15 protein-coding genes are annotated in these 16,892 nt (G+C 41.9%); 6 read left to right on the top strand and 9 right to left on the bottom strand.

Annotation, left to right across the window (positions count from 1 at the left end; translation table 11 throughout):
* Positions 1-21 precede the first annotated feature (21 nt).
* Together ABJH64_RS06760 and ABJH64_RS06755 are read left to right on the top strand one after the other, a co-directional pair.
* On the top strand, positions 22-1,743 hold the full coding sequence (locus ABJH64_RS06760) for a HAMP domain-containing sensor histidine kinase (RefSeq protein ID WP_348277137.1): 1,722 nt from the start codon (positions 22-24) through the stop codon (positions 1,741-1,743).
* Complete coding sequence (locus tag ABJH64_RS06755) at positions 1,740-2,435, top strand: response regulator transcription factor (protein ID WP_348277136.1); 696 nt, start codon at positions 1,740-1,742, stop codon at positions 2,433-2,435. The genes ABJH64_RS06760 and ABJH64_RS06755 overlap by 4 nt, the downstream gene beginning before the upstream one ends.
* 342 nt (positions 2,436-2,777) lie before the next feature.
* On the opposite strand, the gene ABJH64_RS06750 is transcribed toward ABJH64_RS06755, so the two are convergent.
* Positions 2,778-3,791, bottom strand: a complete 1,014-nt coding sequence (locus ABJH64_RS06750; RefSeq protein ID WP_348277135.1) for a dipeptide epimerase — start codon at positions 3,789-3,791, stop codon at positions 2,778-2,780.
* Between the two features lie 92 nt (positions 3,792-3,883).
* On the opposite strand from ABJH64_RS06750, the gene ABJH64_RS06745 reads away from it, so the two are divergent.
* From ABJH64_RS06745 to rlmF, 4 genes are all read left to right on the top strand, one after another.
* Entirely contained in the window at positions 3,884-5,365 is a 1,482-nt protein-coding gene (locus tag ABJH64_RS06745; protein WP_348277134.1) for a M14 family zinc carboxypeptidase, read from the top strand.
* A gap of 89 nt (positions 5,366-5,454) precedes the next feature.
* Entirely contained in the window at positions 5,455-6,186 is a 732-nt protein-coding gene (locus ABJH64_RS06740; RefSeq protein WP_348277133.1) for an SIMPL domain-containing protein, read from the top strand.
* Positions 6,187-6,251: 65 nt separating this feature from the next.
* Entirely contained in the window at positions 6,252-6,752 is a 501-nt protein-coding gene (locus ABJH64_RS06735; RefSeq protein WP_348277132.1) for a CIA30 family protein, read from the top strand.
* A gap of 89 nt (positions 6,753-6,841) precedes the next feature.
* Positions 6,842-7,792 (top strand): 23S rRNA (adenine(1618)-N(6))-methyltransferase RlmF, encoded by a 951-nt coding sequence (gene rlmF / locus ABJH64_RS06730; RefSeq protein WP_348277131.1) that lies wholly within the window; start codon positions 6,842-6,844, stop codon positions 7,790-7,792.
* Between the two features lie 101 nt (positions 7,793-7,893).
* On the opposite strand, the gene ABJH64_RS06725 is transcribed toward rlmF, so the two are convergent.
* The 8 genes from ABJH64_RS06725 to ABJH64_RS06690 all read right to left on the bottom strand — a co-directional run bounded on the left by ABJH64_RS06725 (position 7,894) and on the right by ABJH64_RS06690 (position 16,882).
* Positions 7,894-8,304 carry an OsmC family protein gene (locus ABJH64_RS06725; protein WP_348277130.1) on the bottom strand — a complete coding sequence of 137 codons (411 nt, stop codon included), beginning with the start codon at positions 8,302-8,304 and terminating at the stop codon, positions 7,894-7,896.
* A gap of 79 nt (positions 8,305-8,383) precedes the next feature.
* A complete protein-coding gene (locus ABJH64_RS06720) occupies positions 8,384-9,559 on the bottom strand; it encodes a DUF1972 domain-containing protein (RefSeq protein ID WP_348277129.1) in 1,176 nt (391 codons plus the stop codon).
* Positions 9,535-10,683, bottom strand: a complete 1,149-nt coding sequence (locus ABJH64_RS06715; RefSeq protein WP_348277128.1) for a glycosyltransferase family 4 protein — start codon at positions 10,681-10,683, stop codon at positions 9,535-9,537. Before ABJH64_RS06715 ends, ABJH64_RS06720 begins: the two co-directional genes overlap by 25 nt.
* A gap of 14 nt (positions 10,684-10,697) precedes the next feature.
* On the bottom strand, positions 10,698-11,816 hold the full coding sequence (locus ABJH64_RS06710; RefSeq protein WP_348277127.1) for a glycosyltransferase family 1 protein: 1,119 nt from the start codon (positions 11,814-11,816) through the stop codon (positions 10,698-10,700).
* A 577-nt stretch (positions 11,817-12,393) separates the two neighbouring features.
* A complete protein-coding gene (locus ABJH64_RS06705) occupies positions 12,394-13,137 on the bottom strand; it encodes a class I SAM-dependent methyltransferase (protein WP_348277126.1) in 744 nt (247 codons plus the stop codon).
* Between the two features lie 136 nt (positions 13,138-13,273).
* Entirely contained in the window at positions 13,274-14,683 is a 1,410-nt protein-coding gene (locus ABJH64_RS06700) for an O-antigen ligase domain-containing protein (protein WP_348277125.1), read from the bottom strand.
* Complete coding sequence (locus tag ABJH64_RS06695) at positions 14,674-15,609, bottom strand: glycosyltransferase family 2 protein (protein ID WP_348277124.1); 936 nt, start codon at positions 15,607-15,609, stop codon at positions 14,674-14,676. The genes ABJH64_RS06700 and ABJH64_RS06695 overlap by 10 nt, the downstream gene beginning before the upstream one ends.
* Positions 15,593-16,882 (bottom strand): oligosaccharide flippase family protein, encoded by a 1,290-nt coding sequence (locus tag ABJH64_RS06690; RefSeq protein WP_348277123.1) that lies wholly within the window; start codon positions 16,880-16,882, stop codon positions 15,593-15,595. Before ABJH64_RS06690 ends, ABJH64_RS06695 begins: the two co-directional genes overlap by 17 nt.
* Positions 16,883-16,892 lie beyond the last annotated feature (10 nt).

The following is a 16,892-nucleotide window of genomic DNA, read 5'->3' as shown; positions in this document are numbered from 1 at the left end:
TTATAGGTTTAAATTTGTATCATGTCGAAAAGTAACATCATTCTAATAGTCGTTTTGATGTCCCTGGCTAGCTTTGGTTTGATGGGATTTCAATTCTACTGGGTGACCAATGCTATACGCATCAACAGTGAGCGCTTTGACCAAAATGTGCTCCAAGCACTGAATGGGACGATAGAGCAATTAGAAAAAGGGGAGAATTCTGATATGATCTACAGCTTCTTGTATCAGGATTCAGCTGTTCAGAAGTCATTGTTTGAGAAAATTGATCCCTTGGAAATTCAATATAGATCGAGACCTAATACAGGAACTAGACCTTCTTTAGTGGATACTATTTTTCAGGAATCTGCACCTAAGGTTAGCCCTACGTTTAAGAGAATTCTGGAGTCCCGCGGGGTAGATAAAAATGTGTTGGATGATCTAGAAACCTTTTTCACTTACATGACTGCTGAGGTGGCCTCAGAGATTTTTACACCCGATGAAATGGAAGTGTTGCTACAGGAAAAGCAGCGACAATATGAATACTTAGATAGAGTAGAAAAATCGTCTAAACAGCGTAGGCCGGTAGCTTCACAACAAAATTTCCAGTATGGATTTCCTGAATTAAACTTGAATCCCGATGCCATAGAAAAAATCGCAAAAGCCAATCGGAAGATCGAGTTTTTCAATAAAATGTGGGAAGAGATGGCTGCTGGTCAGCAGGCGATTCTCGATAGATTAGATACTGCGCAGGTAAGGAAATTGCTCAAAGGGTATTTGCTTGAGCAGAATATCTTAGAAGATTTTGAGCTCGGGCTGATGAAAGAGGACGGGTTGATTATGCCTATTGGCAACGTCAAGGAACAGTTTACTTTGGTGCAAAAGGGCATACAGGCTAAGCTTTTCCCCAACGATATACTTGGTAAAAACAATTACCTCTACCTGTACTTTCCGGAGAAAAGAAATCACGTGATCCGTGAAGTCTGGCTTCCCATTTCTAGCTCCATACTCTTTATAGCAGTTATTATCTCGTGTTTTATCTATGCGATCAAGGTGATCATCCGGCAAAAAGCCCTTTCGGATACCAAGAACGACTTTATCAATAACATGACCCATGAATTCAAGACTCCACTAGCTACGGTGAGTCTGGCAGTAGAGGCACTCCAAGATCCTGAGCTTTCTAGTCAGGATAAATTCAGGGCAAGGTATTTGGGGATTATCAAAGACGAAAATAAACGCTTGGTTTCTCAAGTGGAAAACGTTCTTCAAGCTGCCGCGTTGGATAAGAAAGACTTCAAACTGAAAATTGAGGCGGTGAACTTAGCTGAGATTCTGGAAACTACGGTAGATCATTTTGGGCTGCAAGTAGAGAAGAAAGGTGGGCAAATCATTTTTGTCAATGAGCTGAATGAGCCTATGATCCAAGGTGATTTATTTCACTTGACTCATATATTTAACAATTTGCTGGACAACGCAAATAAGTATTCGCCTGATGCTCCAACTATCAGAATTGAAGCCAAAGATGACGCTGATCAGGTCTATATTACCATTACCGATGAAGGAATAGGGATGAATAAGGATGCCCAGCGGAAAATTTTTGATAAATTCTATCGTGTTCCTACTGGCAACGTGCATGATGTCAAAGGTTTTGGTCTGGGACTTTCCTATGTCAAAACCATGTTGGAAGCGCACAAAGGCGAAATAAAAGTAAGTAGCGAACTTGGAAAAGGAAGCTCATTCACCATAAACTTACCAAAGAAACAATGAGTAAAGCGAAACTATTAGTGGTCGAAGACGATCCAAATTTGGGAGACATCCTCAAGGAATATCTGGAAATGAAAGGGTATGAGCCTACGCTTTGCCGTGATGGGGAGGAAGGTTGGAATAAGTATAAAAAGGGTAAATATGACCTTTGCTTATTAGATATCATGATGCCTAAAAAAGATGGGTTTACGCTGGCTAAGGAAATTAAGAAAGTAGAAGAAAACCTTCCGATTCTTTTTCTCACTGCCAAAAACCAAAAGGATGATATCATAGAAGGTCTCAAAATTGGCGCTGACGATTACCTGACCAAGCCTTTCAGCATGGAAGAATTGTTGCTTCGTGTGAACGCTATTTTGAGAAGAACCCACAAAAGCGAGGATGTCAATCCTCTAAAGGTCTATTCATTTGGAGGTTTTGTTCTGCATTATGATGAACAATACCTGGACGGTCCTAAGGGACGCCATAAGCTTACCTCCAAAGAGAATGAATTGATTCGCCTACTTGCCTCAGAGATCAATAGCTTGGTCAACCGAAGTCATGCGCTAAAGCAAATCTGGGGTGACGACAGTTATTTCAATGCTCGAAGCATGGATGTGTATTTGAGCAAGATCCGAAAGATTCTAAAAGATGATCCAAATGTACAGATCATTACCGTTCACGGTGAAGGGTTTAAGTTGATCGTGAGTGAGGGCTAACTAGTTATTGGATGTTTGGTGACCGATGTTCGGTGTTGCTGAGCATATAATTGAATCTTCAAAAAAAGCCAGCGTGATGTAAGTCGCGCTGGCTTTTTGGGTTAGAAGGGATGCTGCATTATTTCGCTCCTTCAGAGCTTGCAGGAAAGATTTTCTCATTATAAACCCAGCCCTATTGAGCTGGGTTAAGTTATTCGGGGCTTTCAGCCCTGATCTTAACAAGCAAACTATCTCAATTTATTGATCGACTTCAACATACTTGTTCTTAAGTATTGACCCTAGTTTCTCGGTTCTGGAATCTTGATTCTACTATCTTGATACTAACGTCTAAAGTCTCATAACTCAAATAACCATTTCAGCCCCGATTCCATCTCCTTCAGGAAATGTCACTTTATCGGTGGTAATGACCACGCCTTTTGCCGGATCTTTGGAAAGTAGCATTGCGCCATCCATATCCACATAATCTAAGAGTGGAGCGATGTGGGCGATAGCAGTAATTCCCACAGATGATTCGGTCATGCATCCGACCATGGTTTTCATTCCCAACTTTTTGGCTTCATGGATCATTCTGAGACCTGGAGTGATTCCGCCAGCTTTTACCAGCTTCACATTTACTCCATGAAATAGGCCATGACATTTCTTCACGTCAGATTCTACGATACAGCTTTCATCGGCGATCACCTGTAATTTGCTGTGTTTGTACACTTCTTTCATGCCCTCCAAATCGTCTTTTCCAAGTGGCTGCTCCATGAATTCTACACCTAATTTCTCCAACTCCACCGAATAGTTAATGGCTTGCTCAGCCGTCCAGGCACAATTGGCATCTATTCTAAAAACAGCATCCGTATGTTTTCTCAATTCACGAATGATCGCCAAGTCATCCGAAGTACCCAGTTTGATTTTATAAATAGGCCAGTGAACCTCTTTCATTTTCGACACCATTTTCTCCAGCGTATCTATCCCAATCGTAAAATTCGTAGTCGGAATAGTAGCAGGATTCAATCCCAGATGCTCGTATAATTTTTTCCCTTGCTTTTTGGAATAAATGTCCCAAGCAGCCATGTCCAGTGCACATTGGGCAAAAGGATTTTCCTTAAAGACTTCTCTGCCCAGTTCCCAGAGTTGCTCCGGAGTCTCCCAATCACCTTTTTCGACGATAGGTCTGATTTTCTCTAAACATTCCGACATATTAGTAATCGTCATGCCGTAAAATGGATTGGTAGTAGATTCTCCTAATCCATAAAATGCTTCATCTTGCAGTTTTACGATGATGGTATCTTGAACATCACGACTTTGATGAGCAATAGTGAAGGTGTGTTTAAGTGGGAGATCGACTACTTGATAGGATAATTTCATTTGGAGATTATTCGATTTAAGGCAAAAATAACGTGTATTTCCCTTGATTGATAGGTAGTATTACATTTTATTGAAGGTAAATAGAAATAATTATGAAAGCCAATTCCAAATGCTCAATCAGCTTGTTTTTGCTGTTTTTGATTTCAGTAGTTAGTTGTAAAACAGCAAATATCTCAACTTCAACTTCTACCTCCCCCGCTCGGCTGGAGGATGCCTATTCGAAGTATGAGGAAGGTGCTATTACGCATCGCAGGTTTAAGCATGCAGACCTTCAGCCTTTGATTCAGCAGCATTCAGCTAGTTTTGAGGTGAAAAAGCTAGGGGAATCTGTGGAGGGAAGAAGCATTTCGAGTTTGGATTGGGGGGATGGCAAGACGAAAGTCATGCTCTGGTCCCAAATGCATGGAAATGAAAGCACGGCTACCATGTCCCTTTTTGATTTGTTTAATTTCTTGGCGGGCAGCGGAGATGATTACGATGAACTGCGTACGCTTTTAAGATCTACTCTCCATCTTAAATTCATCCCCATGATTAATCCCGATGGAGCCGAACAATTCAAGCGCAGGAATGCGTTGGATATAGATTTGAATAGAGATGCAATCTCCCAAATATCTCCTGAGGCAGTCATTTTGAAAGCAGTGCGGGATGACTTTGATCCTGAATTCGGTTTTAATCTCCACGATCAGCAGATCTATTACAATGCATCTGGTACGCCAAAACAAGCTACGATTTCCGTTTTGGCACCGGCCTATAACTATGCTACGGATATCAATGCCGTACGGATTAAAGCGATGCAAACCATCGTAGGAATGAACGAAATACTACAGGAAGTGGTACCGGGCCATGTGGGAAGATATGATGATGCCTTTGAGCCGAGGGCCTTTGGGGACAACATCACCAAATGGGGAACGAGTACGATTTTGATTGAGTCTGGAGGATATCCAAATGACCCGGAAAAGCAATTCATTCGTCAGCTGAACTTTATGATTATCCTGAATGCATTAGAACAAATCGCCACTAAAAGCTACGAGCGATACACCGTGGATCAGTATTTCGAGATTCCTGATAATGACCTGCAATTGGTCGATTTGCTGATCAATGAAGTTCAGGTACCAGTTAACGGCAAATATTACCCAGTAGATCTGGGAATCAGAAGAAGGGATATGACAGTTGGCAATACCTATTACATGTCTGCTTCGGTGGATGATCTGGGAGACCTTCAGGTGTACTATGGACTGGAGGAATTTGATGCCTCTGGGTTAAAGTACGTGGAGGGAAAAGTATATGAAACTGCTTTTGAGTCGGTATCTGCTATAGATAAGGCGAAGACATTAGAGCTTTTGAAGCAAGGATATTTGGCAGTGAAAGTAAAGAATGGAGTAAAAGGCGATCTTCATAGCCTTCCAATTTTAGTGTTGAAAAGTACTGAATCATTCTCCTCAGGATGGAAAACGGGAGAACCCACCAATTTCTTTTTGGAGAAGGACGGACTGAGAAAATATGCGGTTGTCAATGGCTATTTGATTGATTTGGAAAATCCAAAAGATCAGGAGTTTAAGCAAAGAGTCTATTAAATCTTAAAATCCCTGAATCTTATACCTTAACCTGCTTCTTGGCGGGTTATTTGTTAACTTTTCCAGCAAATCACTAATTTTTAAATACCATGAAAAAAAATCTGTCCGCTATTCTTTTCGCCGTTGCGATCGTCATTGCATCTATCGTATTGGGAAACGCTATTATCAACCGAAACCGGCCTCAAGGCACAATCAATGTCACAGGTCTGGGAGAAAGCAATTTCACTTCTGACTTAGTCGTGTGGGAGGGAAACTTCAGCCGGGAAAGCTTCGATCTGAAATCTGCCTATGCTGATCTGGAAAAAGACCGCAAACTGGTATCAGACTATTTAATTTCCAATGGTATTCCCGCTGAGAAGTTGATCTTCAACGCAGTAAATACCAATCCAAAATATCAGCAGAATTATTCCAACGATGGCCGCTACCTAGGACAAACTTTTGATGGATATACTTTGAATCAATCCTTAAAAATCGAATCTACCGATGTAGAAAAAGTAGAGAAAATCTCCCGTGAGATCACTGAGCTGCTGAATCAGGGAATAGCCTTCTACTCACAGCAGCCTAGATATTATTACACTGAGTTGGAATCTCTCAAACTGGAGATGATCGCCAAGGCCACAGAAGATGCCCGCATCCGAGCCGAGCGAATCGCCGAAAACTCCAAAGGTGACCTCGGCGATCTGATCTCAGCCAATATGGGGATCTTTCAGATCACTGGCCAAAACTCCGGCGAAGACTATTCTTGGGGCGGAACATTCAACACCGCCGACAAAAACAAAACTGCTTCGATTACGATGAAGTTGATTTTTGAGGTGGATTAACTACCCTAGTTTCCAAACAATTTTGAATCTCACAGCTTTTATAAGGTGTGAAAGCTACACTCTTAATGACTTTATTTTCCGTTTCGCTTATGCTCTATCAGTTTGACAAAAATTCCTCGCCTTCAGATTGGAGAATTGTCGATGATGTAGTGATGGGCGGAAGGTCTGATGGATCCTTTAGCATATCTAAGGAAGGAAATGGCGTGTTTGAAGGGACAGTATCCTTAGAGAATAACGGAGGGTTTTCTTCCGTCAGACACAGAGCTACCTTTCAGGTTCAAGCTAGGAAAACCATAAAAATCAGATTGAAGGGAGATGGAAGTAGCTATCAGTTTCGCGTAAAAGCAAGCGCCAACGATCGTCATTCCTATATCGCTGACTTCCAGACGTCTGGGGGATGGGAAACGATAGATATTCAGCTATCAGCGATGTATCCAGCCTATCGGGGAAGAAATCTATCTATCCCCAATTTCGATAAAGAAAAGATCGAAGAAATGGCATTTTTAATCGGCAACAAAAAGCCACAGTCTTTTCGTCTGGAGATCCAATCCATCGAACTTTTTTGAGTGCTAGTTCTCCAAGCTGATTTATGCAATAGGGAGAAAAAAATCATCATTCGGCCTAGCTGCTTATCTTTGTGCCAGATTGAATTGATGTGAAAGAGAAAAATACTACCAAAACGGCCCTTCATCCTCGTAATGCCCATCGCGAGCGTTATGATTTTCCAAGCTTAATTGGCACCCAGCCGGAGTTGGGTAAATTCGTCGGAGAAAATAAATACGGAGATTTGAGTATTGATTTTGCTGACCCTAACGCTGTCAAAGAGCTTAATCGGGCTTTACTTAGGCACTTTTATAAGATTTCATCCTGGGATATTCCAGATGGATACCTTTGTCCGCCTATTCCTGGCAGAGCAGACTACCTTCATCATGTGGCTGATTTGCTAGCTAAAAGCAATGGGGAAAAGCTTCAAAATGGGGAAGAAATTAAAATCTTGGATATAGGTACAGGCGCAAATTGTATCTATCCAATGCTTGGAAACTCGATTTATGGTTGGAGTTTTATAGGCTCGGAGATAGACGAAATAGCCTTGGATGCTGCACAGGAGAATCTTTATGCAAATCCTCAATTTCGAGGGAAAGTGACCTTGAGACTTCAAGAGAATCCCAAGGAGATCCTGGCGGGAATCATCAAGTCAGACGATGTCTTTGACGCGGTGATTTGTAATCCACCTTTTCACGAGTCGCAAGCTGCGGCAGAAGCTGCAAGCAGCAGAAAAGTGAAAAACCTTAAAGGAAAAGTTGGGAAGAAGCTTACTCTGAATTTCGGAGGAAAGTCCAACGAGCTCTGGTGTGAAGGCGGAGAGTCAGCTTTTATTCAAAAGATGATCCGAGAAAGTATCACGTACAAATACAATTGCTTTTGGTTTACCTCGATTGTATCGAAAGAGGAGCATGTGAAAGAGCTCATTTTGGCATTGAAAAAAGCGCGAGTTGCTGATCGTAAGATTTACGATATGACACTTGGCAATAAGAAAAGTAGATTTATCGCCTGGACCTTTCTAAATCCTGAGCAACAGGAGAGCTGGAAAAAGAGAAGATGGTAATTGAATGACAAAGTTGTGGATTGGTAAGTTAAAATTACGGTAATAAAAACGGCGCTTTGAATAGAAACAAAGCGCCGTTTTTAAGTCTTAAATTTTGCCACTTAATTCAACGTACTTTCTACGCTGATCTCCAAATTCAGTACTTTGGAAATCGGACAATTTTTCTCAGCATCTTTCACTAATTCATCAAATTTAGACTGAGAGATCCCATCTACTTTTGCCTTTAGTACCAAGTGAGATTTGCTTAGTACGCCATCTTCAAATGTGATGTTTGCAGTGACATCTAATTCTTCTGCTGTGTACTCTGCTTCCTGTAGGTTGAAGCTCAATTTCATCGCGAAGCATCCTGCATGAGCAGCAGCGATTAATTCTTCAGGATTAGTACCGACCCCATTCTCAAATCTGGATCCAAATGAATATTGGGTTTTGTCTAGTACAGAACTTGGCGTGGTCAACTTACCTTTGCCATCTTTACCTGTTCCTTGCCATACGGCGGTTGCTTTTCTGATCATAGCTGAAAATTTTTAGGGTTAAAAGTTATAGCATTAGAAGGTGAATATAGATTTAAAAGTTCGCTCGAAATGGTTTTTTTCAATTTTCTACTTTCTCCAATTTGGGTTTCTCAGGAGGAATCTGGGAAACTTTTTTTCCTGACAAATCCTGAAATACCTCCAAATACTGATCAGTCACAAATTCCCAATTGTACCGCTGAGTGAGGCCTTCCCGCGCAGTGCTTCGAAAATATGCCATGCGCTCAGTGCTACTTTCTGCGGCTTCCACTATATCCTGAACTGATTCAGTTGTCTTTTTGAAATACCAGCCATGCTTACCGTTTTGAAGCATTTCTTGATTAAAAGGTGTATCCAGAGCCAAAATAGCGCAACCAAACCCGAGTGCTTTGAGCATCGCCGGGTTCGTTCCGCCGTATTCGTGACCATGGAAGTAGGCAAAACAATGGGAGTACCACGCGGCCAATTCATTTTGGTCTGTGACATAGCCCAGAAACAACAGCCTTTCATCCTCTTTATTTTTTAATACTGTCGCATATTCATCATCAAAGGGTACATCTCCCACTATGACCAGCTTGCGGGAGGAGTCTGATTTTAAAAAACCTTCTATGATCAGATCTGCATTATTGTCTGGGATCAGCCTGCCTACGATCAGAAAATAGTCTCGCGATTTCATACCCCATTTTTCGATGTGATCAGCTTCCACATCGGCTCTGGGGTTTGCTCCATAAGCGATCACCTTAGACTCTGCGTTGAATAATTCCTTGTAAACTCGCTGCATTTCATCCGAATCATTGATCAATTGATCATAATATCGGGTAGCCAATTTAGAAGCCCAGAAAAAGTACTTACCGCCAAGTCCCTTCCACTTTGGGCGAAGCCACTCCAAACCATCTACGTTGATTACTGTCTTCTTTCTAAATATCCGAGAGATCAATCCAAAAGGGCCATTGGCTGAGTTTACCACAAAAATCACATCCACATCGGAAAAGCAAGCGTGGAGCATCGAAAAGAAACTATGCGAGAGCTGCGTCAATTGCTTGGATTCGATCGCCGGTGTGTAGATACACTCTATCCCGTTCACGAATCTGGGTTTTTGAGGAAAAAGTGCCCGATGATTGTAAACTCGCACGTGGACGCCTTTTTTTACCAGGCGCTCACCCAGCTCCTTGACCATGGTATCATATCCTCCGTACACGTAGGGATAACCTTTGGCCCCCATTATGGCTACTTTTAGTTTTTTCTTAGTTGCTGCCATAAATGGTTTTCAATGTTTGTTTTAAAACTCTCTAAGCTGAAATTTTCCAGAACTCGATTTCTCCCAGCTTTGCCGAACGCTTCTCTTAATTCTGGCTCCAAAATTAACTTAATTAGTGCATTTACGCCTTGATCCAACTCGTTTATTGGAATTAAGTAGCCAGTTTTTCCATCCAGAACCATCTCCTCAGCACCGCCCGAGCGAGTTGCTACCACCGGACATCCGGAGGCCATGGCTTCTAGAATAACTGTGGGTAAGGAATCCGGCAGGATAGAAGGTAGGACAAAAATATCTGTGATTTTCAAAATGGAGGCTACATCTTCTCTGAAACCCAGATTGCTGACCTGCTTTTCCAGCTTATTTTCAGTGATAAAATTTTCTATTTCTATCGCGATACTTTCATATCCTGGATAGGGATCTCCTATCAAAACGAAATGACAATGTGGATAAGACGCTAGAATTTCTTTGGCTAGTTGTAAAAAAAACAGTTGCCCCTTGCCTGGATTTATTCTTCCCACCATGGTAATGATTAGGCTGTTTTCGGGGATAGAAAGCTTTTGAAGACTGATTTCTGGCGCATTGAGGAAATTATCATAAGGCAAGCCGTTGTGGATAACTCTTGGGGTTGACTTGGTTAGCCGCTTTTCCCATAATTTTTTCACCGCCTCAGACACAACAATGGGAGCTGGGGTGGTATTGTCCAGCATTCGCGTCAGGAGCTTGACCAAAGGCGATGAGCCAAGAAGCATCTCATGAATGTGCCAACAGTGCGGAAGGTTGTTCCATTTGGCCCATTGCGCGCCTACTACTACGGCCAGCGTATTGGAATAGACCAAGTCAAACTTGAATTCCCGATGGAGCTGGTCTAAAAATCTATAAGCTTTGAAATTTTTCACTAACCTATTCACCACTCCCGAAGGGCTGACATATTTACGCCGTAAGATGCCGAGATTTTGAATCCGAACGATTACTCCTAAGTCAGTTAAATGGGATTGTAATGGACCGGATTCTGACATGACCACCACGGGTGTCAGACCAGCATTCTTATAAATTTTCACCACTTCTATCAGAATTCTGGAAGATCCATACAAGTCTGAAGAGCTATTGAGGAAGAGAACTGTCAATTGGTATTCGGTTGCTAGTTTTGAAGGATGACTTGGTGAAAACCCTCAATAAATTTCTGAGATGAAAACTTTGTGGCTTGCTCCAAACCCTTGTTGATCATTAGTTTTACTTGATCTTGATTGGAGTCCAAAAGTATCATTTTTTCCATCAAATCATGCTGATCTCCAGTCTGGAAGGAAAGCCCAGCATCTCCGGCAACTTCCATCAGCGCAGGCTGATCCGAATGAATAACGGGAATTCCCATGCCCATCGCTTCTAGTATAGGTATTCCAAAGCCTTCGTTCTCTGAAGGGAATACATAGGCAAAAGCATTTTTATAGAGACTTTTCACCCGGCTGTCACTTACGTAGCCAGGTTGTAGCACTTTTCCCTGTAATCCAAGGGTTTTGATGAGATTCTCCACAACTGGGAAGTCGTTCATCTGAGAACTTTGGCCTGCTCCACCAGCTAAGACCAGCTTGAACTCTCGCTTGGTTTTTTTGAGGAACTGTGCAAAAGCCCGAACAAGCAATGGGAGGTTTTTACGCTTATCAAAAGTGCCTATATGCAGAAAATAGCCATCCTTCTGAAGACCGATTTCTTCCAAATACATCGAATCCATCCCATTTGAAAGCTGTTTTGGAGCTTGATAGATTACGGTCATTGGATAGATTTTCTTCAGGTAAGAATAGAGGGATTTTCTGGAATATTCTGTGGTGGTGATGATTTCTGTGTTCTCCTTCAACCCTTTCCGGATAAGACTGAGAAAGTAAGTTCTCCACCATTTGGGGTAATTCTGAGGCATTTGCCAGAAAAATGCATCGTGAATGACAGTTAATCTCCGACAAGATAAGCTCGCCGCCGGCGAGACAAAATCTGGACAAATGAGTACATCTGGCTGATGCTTTTTGACTAGGTCAGGTAGTTGAAATTCTTTCCACCGAAAGTAATCCAAGTGATAATTCAATCGTTGGATCTTAGTCTGTGTCCCTTTGAAAGTCTGATCAGCACTTTGGGTTATGGGATCATGGGAGAAAACCCACTCAATGTCCGGATGTGGATGGGCAATTGCAGCATGCGCCAGTTCCATCATGTAGGTTTTGATGCCTGTGGTGGCGACATTGAGGTATTGTAGATCGAGGAGAACTTTCATTTGGTGGATTCTTCTGTCAGTTTAGCGAAATTTCCAATCTTGCGGATCTCTAGCAGTGTGAAATATGCCTCTAATCACCACCTTTCTATATTCCTCGCTTAATGTGTAATGAATCATAAAAGGAAATTTATTCAGAGGCGAGCAGCGAACTGAGTCATATCTGATTTGGAAAAAAGGATTGGTTTATAATAACTGGAAATAGTGATGAAGTTCTAGTTCAAATTTCTTGCCTAACCTCTTTGTCTTTTCTTCATAAAAATTAATTGTTTGCTGGATATCCTCTTTGGCAGAGGGTTCTAGGAGCAATTCAAAAGTCATTATATTTTAAATCTTTTCTCACCTCTGCCCAAGCAAGTAATTTTGAAGAATCTGAATTCTTTTGCGGACTATTTCTTTATGCTCTTCGGGTATCTCATTAGATCCTGCCAATTCCAAATCGAGCTGTTTGATCAACTCCATTAAGAATTTTAACTTTTATTCTAGAATTGTTGAGGTAATTTCTGTCATAATCAGTCATTTACTCAAAGTTAAACCTAACTCGGTGAATCACTAGTTTTCACAGGTCAAATAGCAGGTACTACTTCCTACACACAATCCACTGATTCACCTGAAAAGCATTTTGAATCAGCCTATTGAGTTTTTTCTTAAGCGGCATTTTATATTGAATCAGATTGCTCAACTTCTCGCCAAAATTGTGCGTGAATTGCTCCACCACTTCTAACTTTTGCTCCTCGCACACACTTCTAAGCAGCTTTTTGGGAAAAATAAACGTATGCTCCAGCCCATCGATCACATCAGGTATATCCATGCGTACCATTTTCGACCAGCGATGAAAACGATATAGATTACTTGACATATTCGGAGTACCGATAGCCAAAAATCCCCCCGGCTTTAATATCCGCTTCATCTCAGCGATATAACCCTTTGGGTTGAGTACATGCTCTATCACATGAGAAATGTGGATAAAGTCAAAGTGATTTTCTGGGTACTTCGCCTCCCATATATCCCCTTGAAATGTGCTTACTGGATAATGATCTTTCACAAATTCCAGTGCCCCTATATCAAATTCTGTCGCATAAAGCTCGCAGTTCAGCTGATTTGCGTAAGCCAAACCTAACCCTAAACCACAACCAACATCCAGAAATTTGGATTCGCTCTTTAACCTCTTGAGGAACTTAGCCTCTTGCTTTATTTCGTCCTCAGTTAGCTTAGAAATTCGTTGAAAGTGATTTATGATCAGATTCTTATAATCAACAGACTCGTAATGATCTTTCTCGTAATAATTGGTATAGTACTCAGCCAATTCCTGACTGTCCGCCATAGGATTAGCAAAAACCAACTCGCAACTTCTGCACTGTACCCTGGAGATATGTGGGCCTTTCCTTTGCGTATCTATCGCAAAACCTTTGAGACTCTCAGACCCGCATAGTGGGCAACTTCTATATAAAATCATACCATTAAATTGCTAATTCTTCCCTGAAAGCTTCCAGTTGTAGTCTGGAATATTCCCGCACACTTAGTCCTACCATCCACCAAGAAACCCAGGATACGTAGGTGTAGATCTCTACATTTGCTGTGAAAAGTGGAAGCAACAAACCAGCTTTGACCGTGCCAGCTACGAAGGCCATTCTTGCCAGATTCAGATTCTCAGAATTTTTAAATACATAAATCGACGTCCAAATACCGGAGAACAGTGTAGCGATGTACAAAAACATACCCATCCAACCCAGCTGCACTCCATAAATGAGAAATTGATTTTCTCCTCCCACTCGCAATTCATCAGTCACAGAGCCGAAATTCCCGCTCATCGCCAGGCCAATTCCCATGGGATTTGTGACCATGGAGTTCAAGGCCAGCACCCACTCGACCACATGCCCGACGCTCGATGAATCCGCAAGTGTCAAGGTATCCACCACGTAGAAGTAGAAATCCTCCGGGGCAAAGAATATCACATACCCTACAAATAGTAGCAAACTCAAGATTCCAATGCCGATCAACTTATAAAGCTTGAAAACCAAAGCCACGAAAAAAATCATCAGGAAAAATGCTGCGAACGATGCTCGGGAGGATGCAAACACCAAACTGCCGATGCAGCAAAGCATCACGAGTAAATACTTCCATTGCTGGTCTCTCTCGGAAGTCAAAAACCAAATCAATCCAGCTGCAAAGCCCATCAACACAGAACTGGCCAGCTCCAGCGGGTCTGAGAAAAAACTTCCCAAACGCTTCATGGCATTGGTTGTTTCGAAGGTCCAAGTCAGGTTGTAATTTCCCTGCGGCTCTATGTCATTGATTTCTTGATTGAAAAGCGCGTATCCTGTAAACTGTTGCAGGTGGGCGTTCAGGAGGTAATTTTCCACCAGATTCATCAAAAAAGCACCTATGGCTATGATAAAAATAATCTGAAATAAAGACTTCAGTTCGAGGTCTCCGAATGGCGTGTTTCGCCCCAGTAAATAAATCAGGCTCGGGATCAAAATACTCTTGAAGTACAATGCCTTGTTGGTAAAACTCGCCTGACCTATGGGGAGAAATAGGAAGATCAGAGCCAAACCAATAAATGCTAGCATAAACCAATCGGTTGCTTGCATTCTTAAGGGATAGCTGAATATTTTTTTCTGATAAATCACAAAAACCAACCCTGCTATTAGTACGATCAACTCTTTGCTAATCTGGAATAAACTCACAATCGCCGCCGAGCCAGTTGCCAAAAATGTAACACTAAGCGTGGTGATGTAAAACGGCAGAAATGCAGCTAGAAAAAAGATAAAGTAGGTCCATTTTCCTTTGAAAATCATTTCCTGAAGCGTCCAGAGAAATCCAGCCGCTACTGAAAATGCGATTAAAATGAAAAATATTACTCCCATACTTCTGCTTTTTGCAAGGGTAATCTCCAGCCATCTCTTATTCCTCTGGCCACTGCTTTTAGCTTGTTGAACCTACCCCTGGCACAAAAATAACCTATCCAGAGTAGAAACCGGGAAAGATGATAAGACGAAGCTAGGAGAATCTGAAGACCTTTTGCCTGGGAGCGAACTAGAAAAAACTGATTGCGAACATGGAAATAAAATACCGTAGCACTCAAAGTCCCCTCCGCATGCTTTTTCTTTGATGAAGCGCCGGCTTCATGATAAATCACCGCATCAGCAGCCAATTCGATGCTATACCCTTTTTCAATAAAGCGAAGAGACCATTCCACATCCTCAAAATAGGTGAAATAGGATTCGTTGAGTAAGCCAACTTCCTTCAATGCCTCTCGCGAAATAAGCATGCAGCAACCCGTCGCCCAGTCTAGTTCCCCATCTTGCGCTTGGTATTGCGCATTCTCCTTCCTGTCTCCGCGTGTGATTGCTCTACAGGACCAAGGTTTCCAACTACCTCCAGCGCTCCAGATTTTTGTTTTCTCATGAAGGAAAAAAATCAAAGGCTGAACAATGCCTAAGGTGGATTTTCCATTGAATTTTAGAAGCATTAGACCCAAAAAATCCGGCTCTACCTCCGTATCGTTATTCAACAGCATCACATGCGAAAAACCATCTTGCAGTGCTCTCCTGATGCCAACATTATTTCCTCCTGCAAACCCTAAATTTGAATGGGTCTCGATTAGCTCAATCTCAGAAAATTCTTCTTTTAGCTTTTTTCCCTCTTGATTTTCGGATCCATTATCAACCAGAATTACTTTAAAATCAGGGAAATCCACCAATCTGAGCGAGCGCAAACAGGCAGCCGTGAATGCATACCCATTCCAGTTTACCAGGATTATTGCAACAGATGGATCATGAGTAAAAGCCATGGAAGAGCGTAGGATTTTGGGTTCGCAAAAGCACCATGCAGATGATATAGCCTACAATTTCTGTGGATAAAATGCCGAAACAAAGTCCATTGCCGCCGAAATAGTAAGTTAGCACAGTAGTGACGACCACCATATACAGGCACATCATCCAACTAGCTTTGAAAAGCAATTTCTTCAGGTCTGCCACCAACATCATACTAATATTGGGAATGTTCAAACACGAGAGAAACAAAAGAGGAGATAAAAGCTGCAAATACATCACGGACTCACTCAATTCTGACCTGGAAAGCACGCGAATAATCCAAGGTGCAGCAAAATAAGCTGAAAGCGCGATGAGAGCACCTCCGATCAAAACTCGGATATATACTAGCTTCAGAAATCGATAAAAAGAGTGTGAGTCCTTTTTGTAAAGTTTGGAAGCATTGGGGAAAATCGCTTGGATAATAATTGCCGGGAAAAGACGCAAAACCATCACTACGCGTTCTGCCAGACTGTACATTCCCAGGGTCTCAGCTCCCGCAAAAAAACTAAAAATGATTAACCCACCATTGACGGAAAAGTAGCCAGTCAGATTGCTGAAGAAAAACAAACTATTCTCTTTCAGACTGCCCCAAATCGCAGAGAACTGTGGCCTATAAAAGCGGATTTGCAAAAAGGTGTGGATGTAGGCCAACAGAAACAAATTGATCATCAAGCCGGTGAATCCCATCATGAAATTCACCCATTTACTCATTTCAGGACTGTGGATAAACAAGACAATTCCCATCAGGAAAAGAAGCTTGCTGAAGATATTCGCTATGCTGACAAGCTTCATTTTCTCCATCCCCTGAAAAAACCAAAGGGGTAAAGTTGCCTCTGAAAACAGAAGTAATGCGGAATAGACGAGGATGATCTGGTATTCTTTGAAAAGATTCAATCCAAATACTCCAACCAAAATCAATAAGCTGGCAAAAGCAGCGAGTAGGATTTTGGCAGAAAAAATATTGGAAAGGAGATGAGAGAGTGCGGTATTGTCGTTTTGATTGATAGCCACCTCACGTGGAGCACTCAGATTATACCCAAACCCAACCATAATATTCAGCAGGACAATAATAGAGAGCGCAAGATTCACCAGCCCGAATTGATCGACTCCAATTCCCTGGATCAGCAGCGGCATGGATATGATGGTGATCAGAATATTGGAGGACTGAATAATCGCCAGAAACAGAAAATTCTGGATGGATTTATTTTTGATGATATCACCTATAGGTATTAGCCCGAGTTTTTCTAGCATGGCAGCTGGT

Source organism: Algoriphagus sp., from assembly GCF_039969895.1.
Lineage (GTDB): Bacteria > Bacteroidota > Bacteroidia > Cytophagales > Cyclobacteriaceae > Algoriphagus.
The sequence above is the reverse complement of the archived record's forward strand: the minus strand, read 5'-3'. Positions and strand labels throughout refer to the sequence as shown.